This window comes from Halobacillus hunanensis (assembly GCF_900166655.1).
Classification (GTDB): Bacteria; Bacillota; Bacilli; order Bacillales; family Halobacillaceae; genus Halobacillus_A; species Halobacillus_A hunanensis.
Genome location: NZ_FVZB01000005.1, coordinates 191,890 through 207,047, shown reverse-complemented (window position 1 = coordinate 207,047; position 15,158 = coordinate 191,890). Strand labels below are relative to the sequence as shown.

Annotated in this window: 17 protein-coding genes, 1 pseudogene and 1 riboswitch; of the genes and pseudogenes, 7 read left to right on the top strand and 11 right to left on the bottom strand. The window is 40.5% G+C overall.

The genetic code is table 11. From position 1 onward, the window contains the following. Positions 1–68: 68 nt before the first annotated feature. Positions 69–178: riboswitch (SAM riboswitch) on the bottom strand. Positions 179–252: 74 nt separating this feature from the next. The 3 genes from B5354_RS02005 to B5354_RS01995 form a co-directional block, all read right to left on the bottom strand. Beyond that, a complete protein-coding gene (locus B5354_RS02005) occupies positions 253–1,398 on the bottom strand; it encodes a trans-sulfuration enzyme family protein (RefSeq protein WP_079525453.1) in 1,146 nt (381 codons plus the stop codon). 72 nt (positions 1,399–1,470) lie between these two features. Then, a complete protein-coding gene (locus B5354_RS02000) occupies positions 1,471–2,064 on the bottom strand; it encodes an NUDIX hydrolase (RefSeq protein WP_176142385.1) in 594 nt (197 codons plus the stop codon). Between the two features lie 95 nt (positions 2,065–2,159). Beyond that, positions 2,160–4,295, bottom strand: a complete 2,136-nt coding sequence (locus B5354_RS01995) for an EAL domain-containing protein (RefSeq protein ID WP_079525450.1) — start codon at positions 4,293–4,295, stop codon at positions 2,160–2,162. A 140-nt stretch (positions 4,296–4,435) separates the two neighbouring features. On the opposite strand from B5354_RS01995, the gene B5354_RS20385 reads away from it, so the two are divergent. Together B5354_RS20385 and B5354_RS01990 are read left to right on the top strand one after the other, a co-directional pair. Next, entirely contained in the window at positions 4,436–4,612 is a 177-nt protein-coding gene (locus tag B5354_RS20385) for a hypothetical protein (RefSeq protein WP_176142384.1), read from the top strand. A 184-nt stretch (positions 4,613–4,796) separates the two neighbouring features. Continuing rightward, on the top strand, positions 4,797–6,227 hold the full coding sequence (locus B5354_RS01990; RefSeq protein WP_079525448.1) for a hypothetical protein: 1,431 nt from the start codon (positions 4,797–4,799) through the stop codon (positions 6,225–6,227). A 6-nt stretch (positions 6,228–6,233) separates the two neighbouring features. Here B5354_RS01990 and B5354_RS01985 read toward each other — a convergent pair whose 3' ends face one another. Continuing rightward, entirely contained in the window at positions 6,234–7,016 is a 783-nt protein-coding gene (locus B5354_RS01985; protein ID WP_079525446.1) for an alpha/beta fold hydrolase, read from the bottom strand. Positions 7,017–7,214: 198 nt separating this feature from the next. Between B5354_RS01985 and B5354_RS20960 the strand changes: the two genes are divergently transcribed. Together B5354_RS20960 and B5354_RS01980 are read left to right on the top strand one after the other, a co-directional pair. After that, complete coding sequence (locus B5354_RS20960; RefSeq protein WP_342742955.1) at positions 7,215–7,388, top strand: hypothetical protein; 174 nt, start codon at positions 7,215–7,217, stop codon at positions 7,386–7,388. 12 nt (positions 7,389–7,400) lie between these two features. Next, positions 7,401–7,799, top strand: a complete 399-nt coding sequence (locus tag B5354_RS01980; protein WP_342742970.1) for an SCO family protein — start codon at positions 7,401–7,403, stop codon at positions 7,797–7,799. A gap of 235 nt (positions 7,800–8,034) precedes the next feature. On the opposite strand, the gene B5354_RS01975 is transcribed toward B5354_RS01980, so the two are convergent. After that, entirely contained in the window at positions 8,035–8,568 is a 534-nt protein-coding gene (locus B5354_RS01975) for a sigma-70 family RNA polymerase sigma factor (RefSeq protein ID WP_176142383.1), read from the bottom strand. Positions 8,569–8,832: 264 nt separating this feature from the next. Between B5354_RS01975 and B5354_RS01970 the strand changes: the two genes are divergently transcribed. Further along, positions 8,833–10,113 carry a helix-turn-helix transcriptional regulator gene (locus B5354_RS01970; protein WP_079525442.1) on the top strand — a complete coding sequence of 427 codons (1,281 nt, stop codon included), beginning with the start codon at positions 8,833–8,835 and terminating at the stop codon, positions 10,111–10,113. 32 nt (positions 10,114–10,145) lie between these two features. Here the strand turns inward: B5354_RS01970 and B5354_RS01965 are convergent, their stop codons facing one another. Next, positions 10,146–11,045 (bottom strand): DUF1002 domain-containing protein, encoded by a 900-nt coding sequence (locus tag B5354_RS01965; RefSeq protein ID WP_079525440.1) that lies wholly within the window; start codon positions 11,043–11,045, stop codon positions 10,146–10,148. Positions 11,046–11,233: 188 nt separating this feature from the next. Here B5354_RS01965 and B5354_RS01960 point away from each other — a divergent pair, with 188 nt between their 5' ends. Both B5354_RS01960 and B5354_RS01955 read left to right on the top strand, forming a co-directional pair. Then, positions 11,234–11,605 carry a DoxX family protein gene (locus B5354_RS01960; protein WP_079525438.1) on the top strand — a complete coding sequence of 124 codons (372 nt, stop codon included), beginning with the start codon at positions 11,234–11,236 and terminating at the stop codon, positions 11,603–11,605. 59 nt (positions 11,606–11,664) lie between these two features. Next, positions 11,665–12,189: a type 1 glutamine amidotransferase domain-containing protein gene (locus tag B5354_RS01955; RefSeq protein ID WP_079525436.1), complete on the top strand. Its 525-nt coding sequence runs from the start codon at positions 11,665–11,667 to the stop codon at positions 12,187–12,189. Positions 12,190–12,287: 98 nt separating this feature from the next. Here the strand turns inward: B5354_RS01955 and B5354_RS01950 are convergent, their stop codons facing one another. From B5354_RS01950 to B5354_RS01930, 5 genes and pseudogenes are all read right to left on the bottom strand, one after another. Continuing rightward, complete coding sequence (locus tag B5354_RS01950; protein ID WP_079525434.1) at positions 12,288–12,785, bottom strand: GNAT family N-acetyltransferase; 498 nt, start codon at positions 12,783–12,785, stop codon at positions 12,288–12,290. A 92-nt stretch (positions 12,786–12,877) separates the two neighbouring features. Further along, entirely contained in the window at positions 12,878–13,054 is a 177-nt protein-coding gene (locus B5354_RS01945) for an asparagine synthase (protein ID WP_079525433.1), read from the bottom strand. A 207-nt stretch (positions 13,055–13,261) separates the two neighbouring features. Beyond that, positions 13,262–14,128, bottom strand: coding sequence for a manganese catalase (locus tag B5354_RS01940; protein WP_079525431.1), 867 nt, complete (start codon positions 14,126–14,128; stop codon positions 13,262–13,264). A gap of 149 nt (positions 14,129–14,277) precedes the next feature. Then, positions 14,278–14,385, bottom strand: a pseudogene (locus tag B5354_RS01935) (spore coat protein); the annotation flags it as partial. A gap of 155 nt (positions 14,386–14,540) precedes the next feature. Further along, positions 14,541–15,101, bottom strand: coding sequence for an NAD(P)H-dependent oxidoreductase (locus B5354_RS01930; RefSeq protein ID WP_079525429.1), 561 nt, complete (start codon positions 15,099–15,101; stop codon positions 14,541–14,543). Positions 15,102–15,158 lie beyond the last annotated feature (57 nt).

Here is a 15,158-nt window from a genome sequence, read left to right as displayed (position 1 = left end):
GGAGAAGGGACTTCAACACGAAAAACCCCTCTTCCGATAAGAAGAGGGGTTTGAATAAACGGATCCTCCTCTTATCTCTCAGATTCGAAAATCTGTAGGATTTGGCACCTTTTCAAACCGATGTTTGAAGGTTGCCGGGCTTCGCAGGGCCTATTCCCTCAGCCGCTCTTGATAAGAGTACTTACTATTTAATTTGGCTATGGTTATGAATTATAAAGTACAACAATTAGAAAAGTCAATCATTTTTGAATATTATTTTACAGAACGGGTAATCGCTTCTTTAAACTGAGAAACCATATCGGCTGATTCCTCTATCCCGATCGACAACCTCACTACATAATCATTGACACCAATCTTGTCCCTCTCCTCATCTGTCAGGGAACGATGCGAGGTTTTAATTGGATAAGATACCGTTGTTTCTATCCCGCCGAGTGTTGGGGTTAATTTGATCCAACTTAAAGAACGAAAGAATCTTTCAATGTCTGTTTTTTTGCTCAGTTCGATCGTAACAATCGCCCCATGTCCATTTTCAGAAACATGGTCGGGATAATAGACACGTTCCACCAGTTCCTCCTGCTTTAACGAATCAGCTACTTCCTTTGCATTGGCTGACTGCTGTTTCATTCTCAGGGCCAATGTCTTTGCCCCTCTTTGGGTTAACCAGGCTTCATAAGGACTTAAATTTGCCCCCAGTGAGATCACTTTCCGCTTAGCTTGTGCCATAATTTCCCTGCTGCCAACCACAACACCTGATGTGACATCACTATGACCACCAATATACTTCGTGGCACTGTGAACGACAATGTCGACGCCCTGCTTGCAAGGCTGCAGTAAATAGGGTGTTGCAAATGTGTTATCAACCATGGTGAATAATCCGTATTGTCTAGCAAGCTCAACTAATTTCTCTAAATTTTCCACTCTTAAGAACGGATTAGATACTGATTCCGTGTAAAGCAATTTTGTATTTTCCTGAATGGCTTGCTCCACTTCCTCTTGATCAGCAAAAGATACCACTGTAACCTCAATACCAAAGTTAGTCAGTTCTTTCGTAATCAGGTTATATGTCCCGCCATAAAGATCTTCAGCTGCCACAATATGATCACCCGCTTGGACTACAGCAAGAATTCCAGCCAAAATCGCGGATGTACCTGAGGATGCTGCAACACCTGCCTCCGCTTCTTCAAGGTTAGCTATTGACTGTCCTAGCTCCTCTGTATTCGGATTGTTTTCTCTTGAATAGGAAAAAGCAGTCTCTCCCTCATAGTAACTTTCTAAATGGTCCAAGTCTTTAAAAGTAAACGAAGAGGTTTGATAGATCGGTGTTGACTTGCTATGTACAGCTGTTTCCTGCTCTACTTTATTGTGCACCACACGTGTCTCAAAAGATGAATGACTCATAAGCTCGCTCCTTTTTTCGATGAATGCATTAAAGTATAAAGATGAACATAATATTCTGTCAATTATCAAGGGTTAGCGAGTATGCAATATGGCCTGCACAACATGTTGATAATAATTAAAGTGATGCGGACAAAAGTTTGAACGAAATAGCGGAAGATACTCCCCGGTCAGCATGGATTTGGCTATGAGATCGGGACGTTTTTTAGAAAGCATGCTCAGAAAGTCCTCAAGGTCAACCTGCACGACATCTGTAACCTCTTCATTGATTGTCAGTTTGATATGATCCTCGTAGGGACATAAATAGATATGGCAGATCTCCCGGTCCTTAATCGCTTTAAACAACAGCTCTTCTTTATAAAATCCAGTATAATTCAATTGGTCCTGCGTTACTTTTAAACCAAGCTCCTCTTCAATTTCACGTAATCCGCCACCGATCCTGCTTTCCCCTGCTGTGATGTGACCAGCAGCTGTAATATCGTACAGAGATGGGTAATCTTTCTTACTATCAGAACGTTTCTGAAAGTACATCAAACTTCGATTCTCTTCATGCTGGTAAAACCAGCAATGAAAACTTTCATGCCAATCCCCATCACGATGGACTTCATCTCTATCCTTTTCCCCAATCGGAGTTAACCATTTACTATATATTTTAAGCCTTTCTTTCATAGCCCCACCCATTTCTCTACAAGTGTTAACCCATTAAAACATCGATATATTCTTTCAATCAGTGTATCATATTTCAAAAAAAGAACGTGAAACCATTAGCATGGCTGCACGCTTTTTACAGGGAGAGGTTTACTATAGTAATACCCTTGATATTCATGACATCCTTTATCACTTAAATAATCGATGTGTTCCTCTGTTTCTACACCTTCAGCAATGATTTGCAAATTTAAACTCTTAGCCATAGCGATAATGGCACTAACGATCGCAACATCACTTGTATCAGAGCCGATTTGCCGAACAAAAGAACGATCAATTTTGATGGCATCAACGGGAAGACGGCTCAAGTAATTCAGTGATGAAAAGCCTACACCAAAATCATCTAAGTGGACTTGAATACCGTGATCACGTAATTCTCCTAAAATCACAGAACTATGATCAAAATCCCTAAGCACCATGGTCTCCGTAATTTCGATAATGAGGCAGCTCGCGTTAAGCTTTGCCAGTCTTAACGCCTTAAATATTTTATCCTTTAAATAACGGTCGGCAAACTGTTCGGCTGATAGATTAACAGAGACATGTAAATCTGGCCGATTAAACTTTTCCTGCCACTGCTTCACTTGCTGACAAGCTTCTATCAGCACCCATTCACCAATCGGAATAATTGCCCCGCTTTCCTCTGCAAGACTAATAAAATGGTCAGGAGTCAGCAGCCCCATCAATGGCTGATTCCAACGAATAAGCGCCTCATATCCATTAATTTTGGAAGTGATTCCACAAACTTGCGGCTGATAATGCAGAGTGAATTCCCGCCGTTCCAAAGCATGATGCAATGCTTGTTTACGCTGCATTTCATCGATCATTTCTTCGCTCATATATGGGTTATACAATTCGTATCGGTTTTTACCTTTTCTTTTCGCCTTGTGCATCGCGGCATCTGAATACCTCAATAATGCCTCTTCTTCCTCGGCATCCTGAGGATAAAGTGCCACTCCAACACTCGCTGTGCTATAGTACTCTTTTTTATTTATAAAAAATGGCCGTCTCATTGAATGAATAATGTCCTCGGCTTTTTCGCGAGCCCGAACCACATCACTTTCTCCCCGCAGCAAGACAGCAAATTCATCGCTGCTGATCCTTGAGATCATACAGTCCATCCTGGCAAAAATACGGTTCAAATGACTCGCGAATTGCTTCAATAATTCATCCCCACGTTCATGACCCCACGTATCATTGATCATTTTGAAATTATCCAAATCAATAAAGATCATAGCAAGCTGCTGATCCTTTTGTCTTGAATCATCCAATTGTTGTGCGAGTAAGTCTTTGAAATAGTTCCTGCTTACCAACCCTGTTAAAGAATCAAACTGGGATATGTGCTTTAATTCTCGTTCCGTTCGTCTCTTTGACAACTCATTTGCCATCCGATCTGCAAAAATCCGGAAGAGTGCCTTGCTCATGGGGCCATTTTTCCTAAGGCTTGTATCCATTATGGCAAGAACTCCGATTACCTCTCGTTTAGAATTAAGCAACGGTGCCCCGAAGTAGCTTTCAAAATTATTTTCCACAAGCAGCTCATCCTCAGGATACAATTCGTAGGCTCTTTGAGGAATGTAGTACTCCTGCCCTCGAACCACTTCTGCACACGGAGTGTTTTTTACTAAGTAAGTGAACCCTTTAGAAACAGTACTTTTATGGAACATGGAAACAGCCGTAATCTGTTCAACATTCCCACTCATCAGTTCACCAATTAGTACAGTCTCCACTTGAAGTATCTTTGCTAAATATTTGACAAGATAATCAAAGAAAGGTTGTCCCACGTTAGCAGAGAAAGACTGCCCTATTTCAATGACCGATCTTTTCAGCCCTTCTAGTTCCTCTTTATAACTTGTTAAAGATAACGATTGACCTGTATAGCCTATACATGTACCTCCTGATTCATGGTAAGGGGCAACCATGTCCTCAACCCATATGTACTGACCTTCGACCTTCAGCCGATAATTTAAATAAAACGGCTCCCTCTGTTGACTTTGGAGAGCTTCCATTACATGTGCCACATCATTTGGATGTATGATCCAAGCAAAGTCGTCTAAACTAAAAGAAGACTGTTGTACTGAAACCTTTTGCTTTAAAGGGGTGTTGAGATGAATTCTATCTTCCTCTCTATAATAAAACCATATCGGGATGGATAGCTGTTTAAGTACGTTCCATGGGTGTCCAATTTTCTGAGTCACTTTCCTACACCTACTTTACTTAGGATCACTTCATCACTCACTCTACTTTTACTATCGGAATCTTTTCATAAACGTTAAGCAAAGGTTTACAGCAATCCGGATGAAGGGAATAAGAAGAATAAGGAAAGGAGATTTTACCAATGGATGATAAAAAACGTGAAGAAAAAGAGCATGTCACAAATGAACTAGCCAATTCTTTTAGAAAGCGGTCAAAACTTAAAGATGCCTTCGACCATAAGCATGAAGAAAAGGATATTGAAAACGAACAAGAATCAGATGCCATGTTTGAACATTATTCAGATGATGATACGAAGTAAGCTTTGTCTCCAACCTTGAGACAAAGCTTATTTTTATGGGCAGACAACCTATTCAATTTTCAAACTATTTTGTTACTATATAGACACTAACTATTTTATAAGAACAATAGCGCAAGCGACCCCGGTAGACACGACAAAAGAAATTTGACTTAGTTCGTGTGGGGTAAAGAAAGGGTCTGCTTTTATGAAAAACAAACAACTATTAAAATGGGGTGGAATTGCCATTCTCCTCATTACCTTCGCTGTTGCTGTCCAGTTATCTATGGATGAAGGGACAAAACCAAGTCTTACCCAGGAAACGTTATCTTCCATGACCCACAAGAATCTTCCCGATGACATAAAGACCGCCAAGAGCAAAGCTGAAGTTAGTCAATTTTATGAAACACTCACACCGGGGATAACGAAAGCTGCAACGCTTGAAATCGTCTCCTCGCCGAATCAGGAATATTCAATCCCTGAACATAAAGGAAGTTTGTTTTTAAATGATGTATGGTACACAAGAAATCGTATTTTTATCTATTACAGTTACGACCTTAGTTTAGTTGAGGATTATGATCATAAAAAGGACGAAGAAAAATCTCCAGTGACTATTTCCGATATTGAATTGGAGGCTTTAGACGGGAACATTCCTACACAATCTCTGCAAGTAGCTTTCGCTGATCCTGGAGACTCGATCGCCTATAACGGAAAACTGTACACCTTTGCAACGATCCCGACCATTCGGCTGAAAAATAACACTTCTTTCCGAAACAGGAGAGGGGTACCCTTTGATCAAACAGTGCTTACCGCGCTCCATGTAGAAGTAAACGGGGACCGCTATAAGACAGAGGCAGCGCCCATCCATTTCACCTATGAACCTGGAGATAGCATTTTAAAGACAGCAAAGTTGCATCAAACCTATCAGAAGGACGGGCTTACTGTCGAGCTAAAAAAAGCAAAAGTGGGGTTGACGGATAGTCGAATCATCTTAGACATGAGCCACCAGTCCTTGCCGATTACCAACTATTTTCAAGCGTCCATCAAGTCAAACTACGGGGAAGAAAAAGAGGTAAGGTATCTAGCACCTTACGGGAAGAATCAGGAACTGTACGTGGCTGAATTCTCTCCATTTGAGAAAATCCCCGACTCCTTAACTTTCCAGCTTGAACAAGTTGGCCTACAATCAGACCAGGGTTATTCGTTCAAAGTAGATGTCACTGATTTCAAAGAAAACATAGGGAAAAACAGTAGAGGCAAAGTAGTCGATGTTCATCAAAAAGTAGCAGCCTTGTATAACACGGATGTCTATTTAAAAAAGAAAATTTATCAACTTCCTGACCAATCAAAATTCATTCTAACATTTAAACCGAAGCTAAAGGACCAGGCCATTTCTCTTGCTCCACACAACAGCCTCATTATGGGAAACGACCATACCCAAAAACCAGTTACAGTAGAAAACGATCAAGGCAGCACAGACGAGGTCCATGTTTTTTCTCCTGATCAGGAATCACTGCATATCTGGGTTTCTGCCTACTCCATTATGGGTGCCGAGGAATTAACCTTTACTGTAGAACATGCCGGCATCAGTAAGAGCATCAACCATGAGTTCACTTTTGAACTGAAGACAGCCAAGTGACAGAGATCACTTGGCTGTTCCTTTTTCTATTTTACGTTCGATGAAATCGATAATGGACTGATTAAAGGTTGGCCAGTGAGTGGCTGGAAGCTGGTGCAAAGCACGATCAACAACAACTAAAGTAGCATCCGGACACGCACGGTAAAACTTTGCGTGGTGATTAATCCAGACTGCCCTCTCCCCGTACATTAATAATATTGGCATCTTTAATTGCTCTAGATTATGGCGGCAGTCATGATTAAAGGCCTGCTTATAAAACTCATACCAAACCTTCGGATCTGATTTATTCATGTGATCACGAAGTTCTTGTTTGTATTCTGGTCTTCTAAAATGGGATTTTCCTAATAGCATGGCAAGGGTCTGAGGACTTCTTTTCACCCACCTCATCCCCATGCTGAATTCAAAGCGCAAAAAGAACGTATCGACGTAAGGAAAAGCACCTGACAAGATAAGCGCTTTAACATTAGTTGGATATTGAAGGGCAAAATATTGAGCTACGGCTCCTCCAGCTGAATAACCAACAAGAATGACCTGATTAATTTGTAAAACATCGATTAATTGTTTAATTTCCTCCGCAAAATCTTCAAGGCTGGGGGAAAGATCAGTCGTATCTGAATCTCCATGGCCGCTCAAATCAGGCAGAATCAACCGATAATGATTGGCGAGGTCATGCTGCTGTATGAACACTTTTCTTCCCATCCCCGGTGGATGGAGGAACAGAAGCACTTCTCCCTCCCCTGTATCTTCATAAAACAATCTTTGCCCAAATTGGTTTGTAAAATAAGGCATAAGCATCCCTCACTGACATTTCTTAGATCTTTATTCTCCCCTGAAACGTTCTGAATTATGTAGAGTTCCATCCACAACTTTGTGAATATTTTTTGACGTTTGATAAGGACATGCCTAAATATATCTCTCATAAAATTGACCTGACTATTACAGAGTCGTAAACTGATGTATAGAAACCAAGGAAGAAAGGGTGCCTTCATGAATCATAAACGTTTAATTATCCCTATATTACTTGTTACTGTTGCCCTTATACTAGCCAGCTGCGGTACCAAAGAACTAGAAGAGCCGTTAAATTGGGAAACTGGCAGTCTCCAGGCCACCACCCAGAATAATGAGCAATTTTCGATTGATGAGATGGAAGGAAAAGTGTAGCTCGCTGATTTTATCTTCACCTCCTGTACGACGGTTTGTCCGCCTATGACCCGAAATATGGCTAAAATTCAAGATATGCTTAAAGAAGAAGGGATCGAAGCCGAAATCGTATCATTCAGTGTCGATCCTAAAGTAGACACACCGGAAAAGCTGAAAAAATTTGCTTCTGCTCAAGGAGCTGATTTTAACAATTGGACATTTGTGACGGGTTACACGCAAGATAAAATTGAATCATTTGCTAAAGAAAGCTTCCATACAATTGCTGATAAGCCGGAAGGTGCTGATCAAGTGGCCCACGGATCTCAGTTTTTCTTAGTTAATCAAGAGGGGAAAGTTGTAAAGTATTATCGAGGTGCAAGTGAAGTTCCTTTTGAACAAATTGTTGAAGACGTCAAGATTGTCGCTAATTAGAACAGCAGCGTCGGCGCACGACATGCCAGAAAAAGTTCGGTTAAAACCGATGATAGAGGATGTTCAATAGAACGAGGCTGGGACTTTACCAAATGAAACTACAATTTGTGCATATAACCCGCTGCCAAAGCAAATCGTTCGTCTTTTCACTTAAAAAGTTTGTTCTGTTCCAGCCTATAAAAAAGCTGAGTACCTGAATCTACAGGTACTCAGCTTTTTTCTTATACACAGCCCTTCAGGCAGAATAAACTTTTTCTTTATGAGTACTCAGACACTGCCCTAGGTGATCACGAGCCCGTTTCATCCGTGTCTTTAACGTGTTCTCATTCATATGAAGGGCTGAGGACATTTGTTTAACAGATAATTCTTTAAAATAGTAAAGTTGTACTGCTTCATGATAATTTGGCTGCAATAATCCGATTGCTTCATGAATCATCTCATTATCTTCCTTTTCAACCATGATGGCCAGCGGATTCTGCTGGTCTGCCTGTACAACATGCAGCCATTGGTCCTCCCACGGGGAAACTTTTCGATAGGTGTAGCTGCGAAGATAATCTTTGCATTGATTGATCATTATTCTAAATACCCAGGCCCGAAGACTATTTCCCTGCTGAAAAGAATCGAATTTTTCATATGCTTTCAAGAATGCCTCCTGAACCATATCCTCAGCTATCATCACATCTTTCACATAGGACTGCGCCGTACGCAGTAACGTTGAATATTCATGGTTCATGACTTCTGTCAGCACTATCTCTTTATCATTTATCATTTTGCCCCACTCCATTGTGTACCCTGCACTCATTCGTTGTTTTTATATAATCTAATCGTACTATACTTCATATATTTTCAAATCTTTTTATTGAACTATTATCAAAGGACAAAAAAGCAAATGAATATTAAAAAATACAGCTGAAAATTAAGAAACACTTATGATTTTACAGCTGTTCCATTTTTGTGTAACTTTAGACCTATTCTCAACTTGTCGATTCCTGTATGATAGAGATAGGGATTTTTTTCAAGGAGGTGTAGGACTATGGATATTGGCAGGAGAATTTCCATCTATCGTAAGTTACATAATATGACCTTACAGCAGCTTGGCGGAGAATATCTATCTACGGCCCATCTTAGTAAAATAGAAAATGGACATCGGAGGCCAGGTGTGAACACTTTGCAAGTCATTTCTAAAGCATTAGGCCTGCCGGAATCCTTTTTCACTAAATATGAAGCAGAAGACCATGAAGTACGTCACGTTCTCAACCAGTTACAACTGTTTATTATTACCGATTTAGATAGGGCTGGCCCCCTTATTGAAGCCATAGATGAGAATTATTATGAATATTTATCCCATGTTTATCAGGAAATGTACTTTCTTTTGTTAAAATGCAGCTACTATTGCAAATCACGTATGGCTAAGAAAGCAAAAATGGTGTACGACCGGTATATTCAAGCCTATCTTCACAAATATGCTCTTAAAGATTTACCTCCTTATGTGAGAAATGCCTATCATTACTGTCAGGGTATCAGAACCTATCAACAAGCTGATTTCCAAACCAGTTTGCGTCACTATCAGGACTTTTCCCTTGCCAAAAGTCCTCTTCCTATCAAGGCAGCTCTTACTTATAATCGGGCCGTTTTATCAAATGCGCTCGAGGACTACCAGATGGCGATAGATTATTGTAAAGAGGTACAAACATACTATGAAAGTCTAAATCAAACAGAAGATGTGAGCATGATCTTGAACTTACTCGGGATCATCTATCTTAATCAAAAACAATTTGAAGAGGCTATGAACTTTTTGGGACAAGCCCAGGAGCAGTCTGAGAAAGACGAGAACCGATATCTGCTCGCACAGATTCTCCATAATAAGGGGGTGGTGATGAGGAATTTGGGGCAAAACAAAAAAGCCTGTTCCTTCTTAGAACGCGCCCTTAAACTGAAGGAACTAGAAGGAGAGACTGCAAATAAACAAATTTCTTATCATTCCTTGTGTAAGTCTTATTTACAGGAAGGAGATTTGACGCAAGCTCAAAGGGTTTTTAATACAGCTAAAGATGAGATTAGAAATGATATCGACCACTACTATCTGCTCGAGTCCTTTCTTGATTACTATCGACAAACAGGAGATCAAATCCGCTACGAGCAAGGACTAGAAAGCTGTATTGCTTACTTTGAACAAGGAACAGATAAAGAACCGTTAGAAACACTCTATCAAAAGCTTGGCGATCACTTCTATCAGTTAGGAAAATACAAGCGCGCCGCCGACTGCTACATCGCCCACATAAAAGCCACCTCGGACATTCCAAATATTGGATGACCTGAGGTGGTGCAAACTGGAATAAATGCTAATTAACTTACAACTGAGCGAATGAAATCAGCTAATGATTGGAAAAAACTCCGTACAGCTGATGTAAGGCTGTTCCAGAACCCCTCATCATTCACTAAGTCTTGAATGCCGCCTGCTAGTTCATCAAGCTGGTCCTTCACTTGATCAAAGTTAATATTCAAATTACGCATTTGTTCAAAGAGATCAACAAGTCGCTGGCGGTCCTCAGGACTTAGTTCAATATTTAAATTCTGCAGCTGTTCCTGCACAATTTGCTCGACCTCTTCTTTAGTAGCAGGATTTTGTTCGGCAATCGATTTTTTAATTTCCGTCAATAATTTACTGACTTGTGCCTGGTCAATACCTGATTCTTTGCTTATAGAAGTTGCTACATCCAGTTCTTCGCTGGCCACTTCCATGCGTTCCTTATCAAGTTGGACTCCCTTAGCATCGTAAGCTTTGTAAATACCCGTTAAGGCAGAATGTCCGCTAACTTTAACAGAAGAAGCAACAAATACATCTGCATTCTCCACACCTGCTGTCAATAGAGCATTTGCGTACATTTCCTTCGTTACTTCCGTGATATGATCTGGTGTTACGATTTCAATATTTAGCCCTGTGCCATTATCCTGGTGTATAATTTTAACAGAGGAATACATATTTGAATTAGGGTTTCCCCCAATATAGTTTGCAATATCCTGGCCTGTAACGGTAAACTCGTCCACTTTTTCATGTTGATTTACCTCAAGCAGCTCAGATACTTTGCTCTTTTGCGACTGCGTCAGGGCTTCACCATAAACCACGATCGGCAATCCCAGCTTTTCATTTATTCCTTCACTCCCTGTAGAAGCGAACACTCCTTTTGGGATGATAAAACTAACGATCATCATGAATGCTAAGAACAACAGACTTTGTTTCTTCATAACCACGACTCCCTTTTTGCTAGATTCACAACTCAAATAAGATTATGCTAAACTTAGACTTTATTATACCTATTTTTAATTAGATAACATCAACTCTTCTGCTTATTTTAATATTTTTTTCATTTATTTATACGTTCTTCAATGGGAAAACGTTTCACTTCTGGTTATTTTAGAAAGGAAGGTAAGGTATGAAGATTTTAAAGCAATTCGGTTTATACCTCTTTACCTTAGGGCTTTTCATCGCAGGGGTAACTCACTTTATTTATGATAAAGGCTATGCACAAATGATTCCTGATTTTATACCGCTCGAGCTTGAGATTGTCTATATGACAGGTAATACGGAATGGCTGCTTGCATTGCTGCTTATCTTTCCGCAATCCAGACGTGCAGCCGGAATCGCAACAGCTCTTTTCCTCGTCGCTGTTCTTCCGGCTAATATTTATGCTGCCATAAATGGAATCCCCGCGCCCTGGAGCGAGGATACAAGTCTGGTTCTTCTTTGGATTCGGCCATTTCTGCAGCCGTTATTGATTTGGTGGGTGCTGGCTGTATCAAAATAGTCGAAACCGCTTATTCTGTTTGATACACTTATAGTATGACATGATAAGGAGGCCACCACATGCGCTTACAAGGAAAAAAAGTTATTCAACTCGTAAGTAAAGACTTCGAAGATTTAGAACTATGGTATCCACTGCTGCGCTTGCAAGAAGAAGGAGCAACGGTACATCTTGTTGGCGAGAAAGCAGGTGAAGTGTACTCAGGAAAATATGGGGTGCCCGCATCTTCTGACTATGCTTTTGACGAGATTGATCCGGCAAATTACGATGGCATTCTTGTTCCAGGCGGTTGGTCACCTGATAAACTGCGCCGTTATGACAGTGTGCTTAACATGGTACGTCATATGAATGAACATCATAAACCGATCGGTGAAATATGCCATGCCGGCTGGGTACTGATTTCAGCTGGTATTTTAGAAGGACGCAAAGTTACCAGCACGCCTGGAATTAAAGATGATATGGTCAATGCCGGAGCAATATGGCACGATGAGGCTGTTGTCAAAGATGGCCATATAATCTCTGCCCGCCGTCCTCCGGATCTTCCGCCATACGCAAAAGCTTTCGCTGATTTATTAGCTGAATCCTAGGTCATTTGCTTGAAAGTCACAGTTTAAAAATGACTGGACTTTCAAGCAGTGAGTTCTAACTATGTAATGCTTTTCCAAAAGGTTCTTACTACGAGGAGTTATAAAAGTTTAGCCATGTAATACTCATCCACAAATTTCCCGTCAATGAACAGAGAGTTTCGTTTCCTCCCTTCTACTACAAATCCCCTCTTTGTATATAAGCCCACCCCCGCCTCATTATTGACCACAACTGTCAATTCCAGCCGTTGAAGCCTTTGTCCAAGCGCCCATTGCTCCATTGTTTTGAAAAGTTCATTTCCTACACCTTTGCCTCTATTTGTACTCAAAATTCCAATGACCAAGTGAACAGAATGCTGCTGTCGTCTGGCAGAGCTATTTATGGCCATGATATACCCTATAAACCGATCATTTTCATGGGCAGCAAAAATAATTGAATTTCCTGCCTTCTCCATCTCCACTATTCGAGAATGCATTTGTTCCTTCGTAGTCTTTCTTTCACCTGCTTCATACAGCATATAACGTGATTCTGTTTCAACTTCTTTAATTAATCCCACTAACTTCCCCGCATCTTCAGGCATCACTTGTTTAATCTCCATTATAGATCTCCCTTATGTATATCACTTTTCTCGTTATTATACCTGATTGTAGAATATAAAAAAGGGAGCACTTGATTTGTGCTCCCCTTCTCCTATCGGCGATGCTGAACAAGATCGATGGTCCCTAATACTACATGAGCTAATCCGAAGCCAAAAATAGTGTTAGCAACCATTTTATTTGAACCGTGTTTCTGCTTCAAGACATAACCAGTGGTCGTTACAGCTGAACCTAATGCAGTTGGAATTACACCTTCGCGCATAGTAGTCATTGTCCTCTCGCAGTCAAAGTTATTTGGTGACTTTGCACCATTATTATTGTTAGCCTACCGCGTGTAACTATTCAGGCATTGGTGCTGAAATCAGAAGAAATAATGAATCATCACAGGGCATTCCAAGAATTGCTGCTGCCTGATTTCTTCATGTTTTCCTTCCCTGTTCGAATTTGAGTACATTTTCATATACATTCCCTCTATTCCTTACTGTAGATGGGGCTGAATTCCTCCGCTATTTTGCATAACGCTCATTCCTTCAGGTGGTGTACCATGAATATAAGCTGGGGCTGGTATGAGAGTCGGATTCTGACCATTGGCCCCCGGGCTCTGAACATATTCAAATGTACCATTACCGTCCAATGCAGGACCACTGGCCCAACGCCCCTCACTGCTTTCCTCTCCTTCAGAAAAGTTCATAAACGAATAAGCTACATCTAATTTCTCGTGATCAGGACTAAATGTGCTAGGGACCACAGCACCCTGGGTTTGTTCTAATTCTTCAATAGCAGCCATCCATTGATTTTGGTGCATTTTATCTCTGGCGATTAAGAAAGAAAGCATATCCCTTACCCCGGGATCAGTTGTCATTTCATATAGACGAACAACTTGAAGACGACCCTGTGATTCCGCATTTAAATTTGCTCTGAAGTCTGCCAGCAAGTTGCCGCTGGCAATTGTATAGCGTGCGTTCCATGGGTATCCGGCTGCATCATTCGGCTGGGCTCCAAGGCCGTTTACAATGGCATGCTGAGGATTCATCCCACCTAGTACAGCTTCTACTGCAGGATCTTTGGCACCTTGCTCCTGATCATGTGCTGGTGCTCCATCGAGTAATTGAGCAATCATTGTAGCAATCATCTCTACGTGAGCAATTTCCTCTGTACCAATATCTAAGATCATGTCCTTATACTTGTTTTCAGCTCTACAGTTCCACCCCTGGAAAAGGTATTGCATCATTACTGACATTTCCCCATACTGACCGCCTAATATTTCTTGAAGCTTTTTCGCATAAACCGGGTCAGGCTGAGTGGGTTTAGCGTTATATTGAAGTTCTTTTACATGTGAGAACATCTTATTTCTCCTTTTCAATTAATCATTTACTCCTATTATTTTTTGTAAAAAAGGTGCACCTATCCATCATAAAATTTCCCATATTAAAAAGTCCGCCTTCGTATGTAGAAGACGGACTTCATCCACATTATTGCATTGGTACAGGAGGGTTCAGGATCTTGCGCCTGCTGAATGAAACTTGCCATACAGCCAATTGTGTTATAGCAGCCCATTGTTAGCTCAGTTAAATCATGAAGTTCATGTGATGCTAACTGCATATTATCTTCCTCCTCAATTCTTAATAAGAAAAACACACATTTATTCTGTACAATTGAGTTGAAAATAATTTAGCCTTTCGCAATTTTTCATCACATATCGATTCTGTTTTATTGAAACAAGCTGTTTGATTAAGAGAATGGACTAATGACTCATATTAGAAAGTAAGTTCGGGAATAAAACGATTAAGATGAGAATCCAACTCACTCTTAAACTGTTCCAAATCAGGCTGTTTCTTTACGTTAAAACAAGCAAATGTATCAATTGGCTTCATCCCAGTATATTTATGAATGAGATGCAGATGAAAGAGAACTTCCTCCACACCTCTTCCCTCAAAAAATTTGTCTGGATTGTTAAATGCAGAACGCGGGGCATTCCATGTTGTTGAAAACATGTACCGCTTACTATGAAGCAATCCCCCCGTCCCATAATCACTTTGATTCCCTTTGAAAAACACTCCATACTCATGAACGGTATCAAAATATTTTTTCAACAAGGCAGGAACACTGTAACAATAGACCGGAGTTTGATATATTACAATATCTGCCCACTTCACCTTTTCTTGTTCTTCTCTCACCTCATAGCCTTCTTGTATGGTCGTTGTTTGAACTTCACATGTTTTCCTTATTTTTTCGATCAGGTATTGAAAAAGGGTTTGATTGAGTTCACCTTTAGAATGGGGATAATATTCGTGCCCGTTAATAACAAGAAATTTCATGCTAAACCTCCCCTGATTGTTTAATTATACTATTATGGATACCCTATTTTTCTCTTC

Excerpts from the sequence above, each read along its gene's own strand:
- B5354_RS01990 (WP_079525448.1), top strand. The coding sequence starts at position 4,797 with ATGAAAAACAAACAACTATTAAAATGGGGTGGAATTGCCATTCTCCTC.
- B5354_RS01985 (WP_079525446.1), bottom strand. The coding sequence starts at position 7,016 with ATGCCTTATTTTACAAACCAATTTGGGCAAAGATTGTTTTATGAAGAT.
- B5354_RS01970 (WP_079525442.1), top strand. The coding sequence starts at position 8,833 with ATGGATATTGGCAGGAGAATTTCCATCTATCGTAAGTTACATAATATG.
- B5354_RS02000 (WP_176142385.1), bottom strand. The coding sequence starts at position 2,064 with ATGAAAGAAAGGCTTAAAATATATAGTAAATGGTTAACTCCGATTGGG.
- B5354_RS01945 (WP_079525433.1), bottom strand. The coding sequence starts at position 13,054 with ATGACTACTATGCGCGAAGGTGTAATTCCAACTGCATTAGGTTCAGCT.
- B5354_RS01965 (WP_079525440.1), bottom strand. The coding sequence starts at position 11,045 with ATGAAGAAACAAAGTCTGTTGTTCTTAGCATTCATGATGATCGTTAGT.
- B5354_RS20385 (WP_176142384.1), top strand. The coding sequence starts at position 4,436 with ATGGATGATAAAAAACGTGAAGAAAAAGAGCATGTCACAAATGAACTA.
- B5354_RS01955 (WP_079525436.1), top strand. The coding sequence starts at position 11,665 with ATGCGCTTACAAGGAAAAAAAGTTATTCAACTCGTAAGTAAAGACTTC.
- B5354_RS01930 (WP_079525429.1), bottom strand. The coding sequence starts at position 15,101 with ATGAAATTTCTTGTTATTAACGGGCACGAATATTATCCCCATTCTAAA.
- B5354_RS01950 (WP_079525434.1), bottom strand. The coding sequence starts at position 12,785 with ATGGAGATTAAACAAGTGATGCCTGAAGATGCGGGGAAGTTAGTGGGA.
- B5354_RS02005 (WP_079525453.1), bottom strand. The coding sequence starts at position 1,398 with ATGAGTCATTCATCTTTTGAGACACGTGTGGTGCACAATAAAGTAGAG.
- B5354_RS01940 (WP_079525431.1), bottom strand. The coding sequence starts at position 14,128 with ATGTTCTCACATGTAAAAGAACTTCAATATAACGCTAAACCCACTCAG.
- B5354_RS01975 (WP_176142383.1), bottom strand. The coding sequence starts at position 8,568 with ATGATAAATGATAAAGAGATAGTGCTGACAGAAGTCATGAACCATGAA.
- B5354_RS01960 (WP_079525438.1), top strand. The coding sequence starts at position 11,234 with ATGAAGATTTTAAAGCAATTCGGTTTATACCTCTTTACCTTAGGGCTT.
- B5354_RS20960 (WP_342742955.1), top strand. The coding sequence starts at position 7,215 with ATGAATCATAAACGTTTAATTATCCCTATATTACTTGTTACTGTTGCC.